Consider the following 14,073-nt stretch of genomic DNA (forward strand, 5'->3'; position numbering starts at 1 on the left):
GGAATATTCTCCTTGTATCCCTCTGGCTTGACCTCGCGGCTTGCGCCGGAGATGCAGACCGACTGCCCCTTTTGCCCCCTTGGTGAACGCGAATCGGGGTGTTTGGACAGACGCATCACTGCAACATGTCGGCCCCGGGAGCGAGGGCGGCGGGACCGTTCGGGTTGAAAAAATGTTAACGAGGCTCCACAACTCAGAAGAGCTTATTTGTCGTATCAATGAAATTGACTTTCTGGCCGATAAGTCAGCGCGGTAGATACCGGTTCGGCGGCGCCGTCTACTGCTTGAATATCAGAGTTAGAGTGGAGGGCGCTGTTGCGTCTGGTTCGCGCGCATCATCTATGGATGCAGCGGCGTACGTGCAAATTCGCAAGGATTTCGAGCGATGACAGTGAAGGCTGGTTCGGCGGTGGCGGGCAGCATTGCCGCCCGGGAGGCGACTGCGGAGACCGCAGACGCCCGGCCGCGGGGCATCCGCCGAGGCGAGGCGATACGGGACCTGAAGAAGCGCGATAACACCACCAACTTCGCGCACATCGGGTTTGTTTATCTCGTCATCATCGGATCCATCGGTTTGACGATCTGGAGCTACGGCGCCGTGGCGGCCGCCGGTCTCGGCTGGTGGTGGAATATCCCAGCGACGCTCGTGTGCATCGCCGCGGTCGGGGCGTCGCAGCACCAGTTCGGTGGAGTCATCCATGAGGGCACGCACTTCACGCTGTTCGAGAACAAGATCTTGAACGAAGCCGTGTCCGACTGGCTTGGCGGGTTTCCGATCTACACCTCGACGTTCCAATACCGGTTGCACCATCTGGCGCATCACCAGTTCATCAACGATCCGCTGCGCGATCCCGATTGGGCGCAGCTGCAGGAGAGCGGTCACGATCTCGACTTCCCGATCACGCATGTCGAGATGCTGAAGGAACTCGGGAAGCAGCTTTGGCTACCAAACCTGTTCCGCTACATGATCGTGCGCGCGCGTTACAGCGCTCTCGGGACGGACAACAACCCCTATATGGATCGCGAGCGCAAGGGTGAGCGCCTGCCGACGCTGGCTGGCGTCATTTATGCCGTAGCGGCGCCGATCGCGGCCATCACGCTGATCAAGACCGGACACGGAGAGTGGGCGTTCGCGGCTCTTGCCGGTATGGCCGCTATCGTCATCGCATATTTCTATTTCCTCGATGAAAACAAGCTGCCGCACGCGCACGTCGATACGGTGATTTCTCACCGAGCAACGAACATCAGCCGCATCGTTTATATGGCGATCGTCTATTCGGCGCTGACTGCGATCCAGGTCGCGGGCTGGGGACCGGCATGGGACTATTATGGCCTGCTGTGGATCCTGCCGCTCTTCACCGCGTTTCCGCTGTTTATGATCATGCGCCAATGGGTGCAGCACGGTAACGCCGATCGCGGGCGTTACACGAATACGCGCGTGTTCCTCGTCAACCCGTTCATCCGCTATGCGGTGTTTCCGTTCGGCATGGATTATCACCTGCCGCACCATATCTACGCGTCAGTGCCCCACTACAAGCTCAAGGGTTTGCACGAGCTGTTGCTGCAGGATCCGCAATATCGCGAGAAGGGGATCGTGGTCGAAGGCTACTTCAACTCGCCGCACGGCGTGGTTGAGGAACGCAATCCGACCGTTATCGAAGTGCTCGGCGAGAAGTATGCGCCGAAGTCGGACGGCGAAGTCTACGTCGATACCGACACGCTGGAGTATGCGAAGGTCAGCGGCGCCGCCGCCATTCAACGCGAGAATGAAGCTTCATCGCGGGGCGAGTAGCGAAGTTGCGAACACCTCGCCTGACCCTCTCCCCAAGGGGAGAGCGTGTGCCGGATTAAATATCGAGATCTTTGGCGAAGGCAGCGTTTTCCTGGATGAAGCGAAAGCGCGCTTCCGGCTTCGAGCCCATCAGCGCATTGACGGCCTCGGGAAGGCCCTCGCGGGCGCTTTCGGCAATATCGACGCGCAGAAGCGTGCGGCGCTTCTTGTCCATCGTCGTCTCTTTCAGATCCTTGAAGTCCATCTCGCCGAGGCCTTTGAAGCGCGTGACCTTCGGCTTCTTGTTCTTGAAGTGCGTCGCCAGTAGTTCGTCCCGATGCACTTCGGTCCGCGCATAGACGACGTCGCTCTTGTCGGAAATCTTATAGAGCGGCGGCACGGCTAAGAAGAGATGGCCGTTTTCGACGAGTTCCGGCATCTCCTGGTAGAAGAAGGTGATCAGCAGCGAGGCGATGTGGGCGCCGTCGACGTCGGCGTCAGTCATGACGATCACGCGCTCGTAGCGTAGGTCGTCGTCGCGATACTTGGTGCCCGTGCCGACGCCGAGCGCTTGGATCAAGTCGGCAAGAAGCTGGTTCTGCGAGAGCTTCGCGGACGATGCGTTCGCGACGTTCAGAATTTTACCGCGTAGGGGCAGGATCGCCTGCGTTTCGCGGTCGCGAGCGCTCTTGGCGCTGCCGCCGGCCGAGTCGCCTTCGACGATGAAGATCTCGGTGCCAGCCGCTTGCTGGATCGAGCAGTCGGCAAGCTTGCCGGGAAGACGGAGCCTACGCGTTGCGGATTGACGGCCGACCTCTTTCTCGCGGCGGCGCTTCAGACGCTCATCCGACTGGTCGATCGCCCATTCCAGAAGCTTCGTTGCCTGTTGCGGGGAATCAGCAAGCCAGTGATCGAAAGCGTCGCGCACGGCGGTTTCGACGATCTTGGTCGCTTCGACGGTCGCGAGCTTGTCCTTGGTCTGGCCCTGGAACTCGGGTTCGCGGATGAAGACGGAGAGCATGGACGCGGCTGTGCCCATCACATCCTCGGACGTGATCTGCTGGGCTTTTTTCGCGTTGACCAGGTCGCCATAGGCCCGGAGCCCCTTGTAGAGCGCCTGTCGCAAGCCGTTCTCGTGGGTGCCACCTTCGGCCGTCGGAATGGTATTGCAATACGACGAGGAGAAACCGTCCTCGTCGGAAATCCAGGCAATGGCCCACTCGACCGAGCCGTGGCCATTTTCCTTGGACGTTCGGCCCGCGAAGATATCCTTCGTGACGCGCGTCTGGCCCTCGATCGACGAGGTCAGGTAATCGCTGAGGCCGCCAGGGAAATGAAATTTCGCTTCGGCGGGAGTGTCGTCCTTGATGAGTTCGGGCGCGCATTTCCAGCGAATTTCGACGCCGCCGAACAGATAGGCTTTCGAGCGCGCCATCTTCATCAGGCGAGCCGGTTTGAAGGCCGCGCCCTTGCCGAAGATTTTCTCGTCCGGCTTGAAGCGGACCTTGGTGCCGCGCCGGTTCATGATGGAGCCAAGCTTTTCGAGCTTGGTCTGCGGCTCGCCGCGCGAGAAAACCATGCGATAGAGCTGCTGATCGCGCGCCACTTGAACTTCGAGGGTTTCCGACAGTGCGTTGACGACCGAAACGCCGACGCCGTGCAGGCCGCCCGACGTGTTGTAGGCTTTCGAATCGAACTTGCCGCCAGCGTGCAGCACCGTCAGCACGACTTCAAGCGCGCTCTTGTTCTTGAATTTCGGGTGCGGGCCGACCGGAATGCCGCGACCGTTATCGGTGACGCTCAGGAAGCCGTCCGCCTCGAATTCGACCTCGATCCAGGTCGCGTGGCCGGCGACGGCTTCGTCCATGGAGTTGTCGATCACCTCGGCGAAGAGGTGGTGCATGGCCTTTTCGTCGGTGCCACCAATGTACATGCCGGGGCGACGGCGAACCGGCTCCAGACCTTCGAGCACTTCGATATCTTGCTCGCTATAGCCACTTTCGACGACTGGCTTACGGGCACGCGACGATTTCTCAGTCATTTCGCTTTCGAATTCCGGAAAGAGGTCAGTTTGCGATCGGCTCATCGGCGGCCCTCAGTCGTGCATTGGCGTAACCACGCATTCGGGAAGAAGCGGCGGGACGCGGGACGACTGGGCCACTGAAGCGAATCTCGGAGAGTTCCTTATAGCCCGACGCGGCCTCGGGCTACCATGGCGTTTCGGTTTTGTGGCAGACCTGCAACTTGGGTGACGGATCAGACTGCGACGTTATCGATCAGCCGGGTTTTGCCGAGCCAGCACGCCGCGAGAACGCGCAGCGGACGGCCACTTGCGGTTGATCCAGGCTCGAGTGTTTCGGCATCGCGGATTTCGACATAGTCGATTTTCGTGAAACCGGCCGTTGTGAGCTTGCGCTTGGCGTTAGCGATCGTCGTCAGCATGTCGGCGCCATTGGCAGCATCTTCGGCGAGCGCTGAGATTACAGCATAAAGTGATGGCGCGACCTTGCGTTCGGACAGCGAGAGATAGGCATTGCGGGACGAAAGCGCCAGGCCGTCGGTATCGCGTTTCGTCGGTGCGCCGATCAATTTCAGGGACATATCGAGGTCGCGGACCATCTGGCGAAGCACGGTCAATTGCTGGAAGTCCTTTTCGCCGAAAATGGCGATATCGGGCGTCACCTGATTGAAAAGCTTGGCACAGACCGTCGCGACCCCGTCGAAATGCTGCGGACGGAAGACGCCTTCGAGATCCTTGGCTGCGCTCCCCGCACGGATGCCGGTCGAATGGCCTTCCGGATACATCTCTTCGACGCTTGGCGCCCAGACGAGATCGGCGTCGGCGCCCGCGAGCTTCTTCAGGTCGCCGGCTTCATCGCGCGGATACCGGGAGAGATCCTCATTTACGGCAAACTGAGTCGGGTTGACGAAAATCGACACGACGGCCCTGTCGACCTTCTTCTTCGCCAGTCTGACGAGCGAAAGATGTCCGCTGTGGAGGGCGCCCATGGTGGGTATGAGACCGATGGTATGGCCGCGACCCCGCCACTTGGCGGTGACTTTCCTGAGGTCGCTAACGGTTCGCACAATCTTGACTGTATCGGACAAAGGAACAGGCCCCGAGCTTCATTTTGGGCAGTGGTGCCGGGATAACGAGCGAGCCGTCAAGGGGGAAGGAGTGTGCCCGCGTGCGAAGGGGAGGCGCTGGATTGGCGATCTGCTAATATCCGTTAACGGGCGAATCGCTTCGGACGCCCTATATCAGCGGGAACAGTATGGTCGCGACATTGCGGCGTGAGGACAGCGTGACACAGCGGGGTCTCCCCAACCGGGACGAGTTCGCAGCGCAGTATCTTATGGATGAGCAGCGCCTCGTTGGGGCACTGATCGAGCGCGCGCTTTTCACCGAGGATGAGCGCCGGCGAACCGCGGATGTCGCGCGCCGCCTCGTGCATACCGCGCGCGCCGCCAAGGCAAGTCATGCCGGCGTCGACGCTTTCATGCACGAGTATGGGCTGGCGACGGACGAGGGCATCATTCTGATGTGCCTGGCGGAAGCGCTGCTGCGCATTCCCGACGCCGAGACCGCGAACGCGTTCATCGCCGATAAAATCTCGGGCGGCGCTTGGGAGAAACATCGCGGCCATTCCGATAGTCTCTTCGTCAATGCCTCGACGTGGGGTTTGATGCTGACCGGCCGCATCATGCGGCTGAAAGAAGCCAAGGGCGCCAATCCGCTGCAGGCGATGAAGCGGCTTGTGGCCCGTTCGGGCGAAGGCACCATCCGCCTTGCCGTTCGCCATGCGGTGCGGCTGCTGGGCGAGCAATTTGTGCTCGGCTCGACCATCGAAAGTGCCTTGTCGCGGGCACATGCCTTCGAGGAGAAGGGCTATCGCTTTTCCTATGACATGCTCGGAGAGACTGCGAGATCCGAGCAAGATGCCGAACGCTATTTCCAGCGCTATATGGTTGCTATCGATGCGGTCGGCGCTGATGCCGGGCCTTATACCACGCCACATGCGGACGCGATTTTCGCGCGGCCGTCGATCTCGGTAAAACTTTCGGCGCTGCATCCGCGCTTCGAGCCGGGCAAAGAGAAGCGCCTGCGAGCGGAGCTTGCTCCCAAGCTGCTCACATTGGCGCGCGCGGCACGGGCGAAAGGTCTCGGTCTGACGGTTGACGCGGAGGAGCAGGATCGTCTTGATGTGACGGCCGATATCTTCGGGGACACGTTTATTAGTCCGCATCTCGACGGCTGGAACGGCCTTGGCATCGCGGTCCAAGCTTACGGCAAGCGCGCGATCCCGATGTTGCGGTGGTTGCGGCACCTGAGCGGGCAGACGGGGAAGCGCATCCCGGTTCGTCTCGTCAAAGGCGCGTACTGGGACAGTGAAATCAAATGGGCGCAGGAACGCGGGCTCGATGACTATCCGGTCTTCTCGCGCAAGCTGCACACCGACGTTTCCTATCTCGCGGCGATGCGGCTTTTGATCTCCGATCCGGTGGCGTTCTTTCCGCAGTTCGCGACGCATAACGCGCATACGGTCGCGGCGGCGTCGGTTGCGGGTGGCGCGGTCGAATTCGAATATCAGCGGCTGCACGGCATGGGCGAAGCGCTTTACGAGCAGGTCGTTGGCGACGGTAAATTCGGCCGTGCGTGCCGCATCTATGCGCCGGTCGGCGGACATGAAGATTTACTCGGTTACCTCGTGCGGCGTCTGCTCGAAAACGGAGCCAATACCTCGTTCGTCAATCGCTTGGGCGACGAGGAAACACCGATTTCGGAGATGATCACCGACCCGGTCGAGATCGCGGACCGCGAATTCAATTCGGGCGAGCGGCCGAAACTCGCCGTGCGGCCGCGCGATATCTTTCTGCCGGAACGCAAGAACAGCGTGGGACTGGCGCTCGCCGAAGAGAGCGTGCGGGAGGCGCTTCAAAGCGACATCGCAAAAGTTTTGAAGACGCCGTTTTCGGCCGGACCCATCGTCAATGGCGTGGTGACGGCGGGCGGCGACGCGGCGACGATTTCGCTTTCGCCGCACGATCATCGCGACCGTATCGGCACGGTGCGGCTCGCGACGCCGCAGCATCTGGAAGACGCGATTGCATCGGCGGTTTCCGCAGCGCCGCGCTGGGAGAAGACGGACGCTCTCGAACGTGCGCGCATTCTTGACGTCGCGGCGGATCTTTTCGAGCGCGATCGCGCTTCGCTCATGGCGGCGCTCATTCGGGAAGCCGGAAAGACGATCGACGCGGCGCACTCGGAAGTGCGCGAGGCGGTCGATTATCTCCGCTATTACGCGGTTGAAGCACGCCGGCTGTTCGCCAATCCAATCGTGCTCAAAGGTCCGACGGGCGAAGAAAATACGCTGACGCTTCGCGGACGTGGCGTCTTCGGTTGCATCTCGCCATGGAATTTTCCGGTCGCAATTTTTGTCGGGCAGGTTGCGGCGGCGCTTGCGGCCGGGAATGCGGTCGTCGCGAAGCCTGCGGAACAAGCTCCGATCTCGGGCTTTCTTACCGTCAAGCTGTTGCATGAAGCGGGCGTGCCGTGCGAGGCGCTGCAGCTCGTGACGGGCGGCGGCAAGCTCGGCGAGGCTTTGGTCAGGGATCTGCGGATCCAAGGCATCGCCTTTACCGGCTCGAACGACACCGCGTGGGCCATTCAGCGGGCGCTGGCCGATCGCCGCGCCGCCATCGTGCCGTTCATTGCCGAAACGGGCGGCATCAACGCGATGATCGCGGATTCCTCGGCGTTGCCGGAGCAGGTCGTGCGCGACGTGGTGCGGTCGGCGTTCGACAGCGCCGGGCAACGGTGCTCGGCGGCGCGCGTTCTGTTCGTGCAGGACGATAACGCGCCGCGCATCCGATCCATGTTGGCAGGAGCCATCGAGGCTCTCGATGTCGGTGATCCGCTCGACTATGCGACCGATATCGGGCCGGTGATCGATGAAGCCGCGCAAGACAATCTGGAGAGCCATAAGGTTCTCATGCTGCGCGAGGGCCGCGAGATCATCGATCTGGCGATGCCGGAAAGTTGCCGGGCCGGGACTTACGTGACGCCGGGACTGTATGAGATCGACCGGTTCGACAGACTCGATCGCGAAGTGTTCGGGCCGATCCTTCACTTGGTCCGCTACGAACGCGGACACATCGACAAGGTGATCGCGGCGCTCAACGCTACCGGTTTCGGGTTGACGCTTGGGCTGCATAGCCGGATCGAGAGCGTTGCCGATTACGTCGCGGAGAACGCGCACGTCGGCAATCTTTACGTCAATCGCAACCAGATCGGCGCGGTGGTTGGGGTGCAGCCATTCGGCGGCGAGGGGCTTTCGGGCACTGGGCCGAAGGCTGGCGGTCCGAACTATCTCGCGCGGTTTGCGACCGAGCGGACGCGCTCAACCGACATCACCGCGACCGGCGGCAATTACACGCTGCTGAGCGGCAAGGGATGAAGTTTTTGTTGACACTTGCGACTCCGCAGTGCGGCCCTGTGTCGGCGGTGCAGGCCAGACCTCAAGTAAGGAATGCTACTCGTACACCGCGTAGAATTTTTTCGCGGGCTCGACGATTTCCCATGTCCCGGTGAAGCCCGAGGGTGTGAGGAAGGCGTCGCCCGCGCGGAAGGCCGCTTCGGAGCCGTCGTCGCCACGAACGATGATGAGGCCTTCGAGAATGTGACAGAACTCGGTTTCCGTGAATACGACGCGCCAGGTTCCGGGTTCGCTGCTCCAGATTCCGCTGTTGAATCTGCCGTCCGGGCTCTGGAACAGGTTCTGGGCGAACTGCACGGGATTCCCGGCGACGACGCGATCATCGGCCGGTCGATAGGTTTCTCCCGGCGGGAGGACACCCTGGAAAACGACAAGCTTGGGGAATTCAGTGGAGGTGACGGTCACGGATGAGCCCTGCGTTGCGAGATTATCCGCGATGCTACGACCGGGCCGCTTGCCGGAGCAAGCCGTTACTCGCCGGCCATGACGAAGCAATCCACCGACTGACGGCGCAGCGCGTTGCAGGTCGACGTTGCCCGGTTGGCGTCGAAACCCGTGAAGCGCGCCCGGAAATACTGTTGACCGTTCTTCGTCGTCGGGTTGGTGACCGATGACACGCCCGCGAGGAGCCGTCCGGCACGGTCCTGGACGTTCGTCAACGCGCGCTGGGCGTCGTCGATCGAGCCATAGGCTCCGATCTGCACGGCATATCGGCCGCTGGCTGCTTGTGCGACGCTGTCGCGTGGTCTGAAACTTTCCTGCCCGGAGGCAGCGCCAAGTGTGCGAGCCTGGGCGCCGAGAGTCGAAGGCGGCATGCCGCGAATAACAGGCGGCGCGTGCATTTCGTTGCTCGCCACGTTTTGCTTCTTCCGTTCCGCGCGTCTGGCAGGTAACGGCCGAGGCGGCGGTGGCTCATAGGCGGCGACGCGGTGAACTTCGGGGCGCGGGGCCGAGCCTGAGCGGGGCCCTGCCAAATTCGTGGGTGCGAATGCGCGAATAGGAGCGTTTGGCGTCCGGTCCGGCTTGGAAGCCGCGCCGACACGGACGAGTGCGGGCACGGTTTCTCGTACAGGTGGAACGGATGTCGGCGACACGGACCGGTCCGGTGCGCGGTCGGTGCCTTCCATATCCGTCGTCTCGTCGGGTGATGGGGCATCACGACGAGCTTTGTTGCTGATCGGAACGGCGCGAACCTTGAAAATGTGCACAGGTGTTTCCGAGTCTTCCTCTGGCGCGGCGGCGGGTGGTGGTTCGGGGACGCGCGGACGTTCGGGCGTCACGCGGGTTGCTTCCGCGACGGCGATCGCCTGCTGCCGCTTGGCGGGACGCTGGGCAATTTTCGGCTCGCTGCGCAATCTTGCGAGCATAAGCGGCTTGCGCGTCTTGTTCGGAGAGGCCCGCGATAACGCCCGCGTGAGCAGGATGCGCATTTCGGCATTGCGCTCGCCGGCGGTGTCGCCGCCAAAGACGACGCCGACCAGATGACGGTCGCCGCGACGGAGCGAGGTCACGAGATTGAAGCCGGACGCACGCGTGTAGCCGGTTTTGATGCCGTCGATGCCCGCCATACTGTTCAGCATGGTGTTGTGATTGCGGAACGATTTGCCGCCATAGGAAAAGACCCGGGTCGCAAAGAACGGGTAATATTGCGGAAAATCGTCCTGCAGATGCAGAGCTAAGGTCGCCATGTCGCGGGCGGTCGTGATCTGATCGTCGTTGGGAAGGCCGGAGGCGTTTTCGTAGTGCGTGCCGGTCATGCCGATCGCGAGGGCGCGGGTGTTCATCAAGCGCGCGAAATTAGGCTCGCTTCCGCCGATTCTTTCGGCGAGAGCCACGGCGATGTCGTTCGCGGATTTGGTGACGATGGCCTTGATCGCGTCGGCAACAGAGATTTGATCGCCGGGATCAAGGTCGAGCTTCGACGGGGCGGCGTCGGCGGCGTGTTCGGAAATCGTGATTTTGTCAGACATCCGGAGACGGCCGGATTGCAGCGTCTCGAATGTCAGATAGAGCGTCATCATCTTCGTGAGAGACGCCGGGTGGCGTGGCGCATCGCCGTCGGTATTATGCAGGATAGCACCGGTATTGGCGTCCAAGATTAGCGCGGCGTGGCGGTTTCCGCGCGCGTTCGCGCTCGTCTGGGCGAAGCCAAAAACGATCAGTAATGCCGATGCGCACGCAAACGCTCGTCGCAACACGACGCTTTATCCCTCTGGCCGCCCACGATAAGCGGCAAATGCTGACACCCAAATTCCCGAGTTGGCCAATTGTGGCCTCTCGTGAGCGCCCCACCCCTCATTCCTGAAAGGAAGAGCATTGTTTTTAGGCACCTTTTGGGCGTCAAAGAGACTTTTGGCGCTTAATCGATGCCATTCCGAGTGTAGGAACAGAGGACTTCGTTAGCGTTAAGGAAGAGGGTAAAAATTACCTCTTTGGCCGCGCCATTATTGGGCGCTATCCTTGAGTCTGAGGAGGCCTGGACGGGCGGGGCAAAAGGCGGATGCCGGACCTCGATAAGTATGGGCGAGGGCATTGAATTCGTCGCACGGTGTTCCGGAGCCGATGGGTGGAGTGATGGCGCCGGTTGCACCCGGAAACCCACCACGCGATCCATCTCTTGGGGACTGTTGGATGCGTCACTGCGCTCGTTCTATTTTTTGCGCGTCAGCGTGCCTATATTACGGGCTTGAAGAACACGGGTGTTAGCTTGAACATTTGGCAAGAACGACGGGTGTCCGGTCCGGCTGGCGTTTGCGGGGCTGGCGTAACTTTTCTGCCTCCAACGCACGGACGTTGCGGGATACCTTTAGGAGATCCGATGGATTCGGGTTCTACCCGAGGCACGCGATGAAGACGGTGGAGATACATTCCCTCGTGGATGCTGCACGCATGGCAGCGAACGAACCGCCCGATGGACCGCGCCGTGATGACGGCGACGGAGAGTCCAAAACGGGTATTGTTACGAAGACCCGTCCCAAAACGAAGAAGCCGAACCTATATAAGGTTCTTCTGTTGAACGATGACTTCACACCGATGGAGTTCGTGGTTCTCGTACTGCAGCGCTTTTTCAATAAGGGACAGGAGGATGCAACGCGCATCATGCTTCATGTCCACCATAAAGGTGTCGGGATTTGCGGCGTCTATACTTATGAAGTCGCAGAAACCAAGGTGACGCAGGTCATGGACTTTTCGCGCCAGCATGGCCACCCTCTACAATGCACCATGGAGAAAGAGTAGGACTCGATTGACATCGCTCTCCAAAAATCTTGAAGCCTCGCTGCACCGGGCGGTGCAGTACGCCAACGTCCGCCATCACGAATTCGCGACGCTTGAGCATCTGCTTTTGGCGCTGGTTGATGACCGGGATGCCGCGGCGGTGATGCGCGCTTGTTCCGTCGACCTCGAGCAGCTCAGAGCTCGCCTCATCGAATATTTGGATACCGAGCTCAAGCCGATCGTATCCAAGTCGGCGAGGGACGCTCATCCGACGAACTCGTTCCAACGGGTTGTGCAGCGGGCGATCGTCCATGTGCAGACGTCGGGTCGAGAAGAGGTGACCGGGGCGAATGTTCTCGTTGGAATTTTCTCGGAGCGCGAAAGCCACGCGGCCTACTTCCTGCAAGAGCAGGAAATGACGCGTTTCGACGCTGTTCAATACATTGCGCACGGTATCGCCAAGCGGCCCGGCATGTTCGAGCCGCGCACGGTTCGGGGAGTCGATGACGAGGTGAACGCAACGGAAAGCGAAGAGAAGAAACCGGGTGATGCGCTCAACACCTACTGTGTCAACCTCAACAAAAAGGCCCGCGACGGCAAGATCGATCCTTTGATCGGCCGCGAGCAGGAGGTGATGCGCACGATTCAGGTGCTCTGCCGGCGGCAGAAGAACAATCCGCTTCTCGTCGGTGATCCCGGCGTCGGCAAAACCGCAATCGCGGAAGGCTTGGCGCGCAAGATCGTCGGCGGACAAGTGCCGGACGTTCTCAAGGGAGCAACGATCTTCTCGCTCGACATGGGCGCGTTGCTCGCGGGTACGCGGTATCGCGGTGACTTCGAGGAGCGGCTCAAGGCCGTGATGAAAGAGGTCGAGGCCTTTCCGGGCGCCGTTCTGTTCATCGACGAGATCCACACCGTTATCGGTGCCGGTGCGACGTCTGGCGGAGCCATGGATGCTTCCAATCTCTTGAAGCCCGCGTTGCAGTCGGGAACGCTTCGCTGCATCGGCTCGACGACTTACAAGGAGTATCGTCAGCACTTCGAGAAGGACCGAGCGCTCGTCCGCCGGTTCCAGAAGATCGATGTGAAGGAGCCGACCGTCGAGGATGCCATCGAGATCTTGAAGGGCCTCAAGTCCGTCTTCGAGGACTATCACAAGATCAAGTACACGAACGAAGCCATCAAGGCGGCGGTGGAGCTGTCGGCCAGGTACATCCACGACCGGAAGCTACCCGACAAGGCGATCGACGTGATCGACGAGACGGGTGCGTCGCAGATGTTGCTGCCGGAAAGCAAGCGGAAGAAGAAGATCACCACCAAGGAGATCGAGGCGACCGTTGCGACGATGGCGCGTATCCCGCCGAAGACCGTGACGAAGAGCGATGCCGAAATCATCGCCCACATCGGCCGCGATCTGAAACGGCTCGTGTTCGGTCAGGACAAGGCGATCGATGCGCTTTCGAGCGCGATCAAGTTGGCGCGTGCAGGCTTGCGGGAACCCGAGAAGCCAATCGGCTGCTACCTGTTCTCAGGCCCGACGGGCGTCGGCAAGACGGAAGTCGCGAAGCAACTCGCCAACCTCATGGGCGTCGAGCTTCTGCGTTTCGACATGTCGGAATACATGGAGAAGCACACGGTTTCGCGGCTCATCGGTGCGCCTCCGGGCTATGTCGGCTTCGACCAGGGCGGTCTTCTGACAGATGGCGTCGATCAGCATCCTCATTGCGTGCTGCTGCTCGACGAGATCGAGAAGGCGCATCCGGATCTGTTCAACATCCTGTTGCAGGTGATGGACCACGGCAAGCTTACCGACCACAACGGCAAGTCTATCGACTTCCGCAACGTCGTTCTGATCATGACGACGAACGCGGGGGCTTCCGACATGGCCAAGCCGCCGATGGGCTTCAACCGAGCCAAGCGCGAGGGCGAGGATACCGAGGCGGTGACGAAGCTGTTCACGCCGGAGTTCCGCAACCGTCTCGATGCCATTGTGCCGTTCTCTGGGCTCTCGCCCGAGATCATCGCGCAGGTCGTCGAGAAGTTCATCTTCCAGCTCGAAGCACAACTCGCGGATCGCGGTGTTTCGATCGAACTGTCGGATGAGGCGACGCGCTGGCTGGCGGAAAAAGGCTACGACGAGAAGTTCGGTGCCCGGCCTTTGGGTCGTGTCATCCAGGAGTACATCAAGAAACCGCTCGCCGAAGAGTTGTTGTTCGGCAAGCTCGAAAACGGCGGCACGGTGAAGGTGCTTGTGGCTGGCAAGGGGCCGGACCGGACGCTGACGTTCGACTTCCTGCCACTCGATCCTTCGAAGAAGATGAAAACACCGGAAGACGAAGAGACGGACGAAGACGACGGTCCGCAGCCGGTCCTTGCCGACGCGACGCCGAAGAAAGCGCTGTCGGGACCGAAGGAGAAGGGCGACAAGCCCAGCGGTTCCGGCGCGGTGCCAAGCGTGCCGCGGAAGAAGAAGGAAGATTGAGTTTGTTCGTCAGCGGATTTTTGCCGCGCTGAACCAACTTCAAGATTGCAACGCGCCGGGTCATCGCCCGGCGCGTTTTCTTTTTTGCACGCTCGACGTTAGGTGAG

General features: G+C 60.9%; 8 protein-coding genes. 4 read left to right on the forward strand and 4 right to left on the reverse strand.

Features of this window, described 5'->3' with window-relative positions; genetic code table 11:
- The first annotated feature begins 385 nt into the window (after window positions 1-385).
- The gene (locus WC811_RS04605) at window positions 386-1,792 is read left to right on the forward strand and encodes a fatty acid desaturase (protein WP_372641446.1); all 1,407 of its coding nucleotides are present in this window, start codon (window positions 386-388) and stop codon (window positions 1,790-1,792) included.
- Window positions 1,793-1,847: 55 nt separating this feature from the next.
- Here WC811_RS04605 and parE read toward each other — a convergent pair whose 3' ends face one another.
- Window positions 1,848-3,857, reverse strand: coding sequence for a DNA topoisomerase IV subunit B (gene parE, locus WC811_RS04610; protein WP_372641448.1), 2,010 nt, complete (start codon window positions 3,855-3,857; stop codon window positions 1,848-1,850).
- A gap of 170 nt (window positions 3,858-4,027) precedes the next feature.
- Entirely contained in the window at window positions 4,028-4,879 is an 852-nt protein-coding gene (gene panC, locus WC811_RS04615; RefSeq protein ID WP_372641450.1) for a pantoate--beta-alanine ligase, read from the reverse strand.
- 167 nt (window positions 4,880-5,046) lie between these two features.
- Here panC and putA point away from each other — a divergent pair, with 167 nt between their 5' ends.
- The gene (putA, locus tag WC811_RS04620; RefSeq protein ID WP_372641453.1) at window positions 5,047-8,229 is read left to right on the forward strand and encodes a bifunctional proline dehydrogenase/L-glutamate gamma-semialdehyde dehydrogenase PutA; all 3,183 of its coding nucleotides are present in this window, start codon (window positions 5,047-5,049) and stop codon (window positions 8,227-8,229) included.
- 75 nt (window positions 8,230-8,304) lie between these two features.
- On the opposite strand, the gene WC811_RS04625 is transcribed toward putA, so the two are convergent.
- Entirely contained in the window at window positions 8,305-8,673 is a 369-nt protein-coding gene (locus WC811_RS04625) for a cupin domain-containing protein (protein WP_372641455.1), read from the reverse strand.
- Between the two features lie 65 nt (window positions 8,674-8,738).
- Window positions 8,739-10,466, reverse strand: a complete 1,728-nt coding sequence (locus WC811_RS04630) for a D-alanyl-D-alanine carboxypeptidase (protein WP_372641457.1) — start codon at window positions 10,464-10,466, stop codon at window positions 8,739-8,741.
- Between the two features lie 691 nt (window positions 10,467-11,157).
- On the opposite strand from WC811_RS04630, the gene clpS reads away from it, so the two are divergent.
- Window positions 11,158-11,505: an ATP-dependent Clp protease adapter ClpS gene (gene clpS / locus WC811_RS04635; RefSeq protein ID WP_372641756.1), complete on the forward strand. Its 348-nt coding sequence runs from the start codon at window positions 11,158-11,160 to the stop codon at window positions 11,503-11,505.
- 7 nt (window positions 11,506-11,512) lie between these two features.
- A complete protein-coding gene (gene clpA / locus WC811_RS04640) occupies window positions 11,513-13,966 on the forward strand; it encodes an ATP-dependent Clp protease ATP-binding subunit ClpA (protein WP_372641459.1) in 2,454 nt (817 codons plus the stop codon).
- Window positions 13,967-14,073 lie beyond the last annotated feature (107 nt).

It is taken from the genome of Hyphomicrobium sp. (assembly GCF_041659645.1).
Taxonomy (GTDB): domain Bacteria; phylum Pseudomonadota; class Alphaproteobacteria; order Rhizobiales; family Hyphomicrobiaceae; genus Hyphomicrobium_B.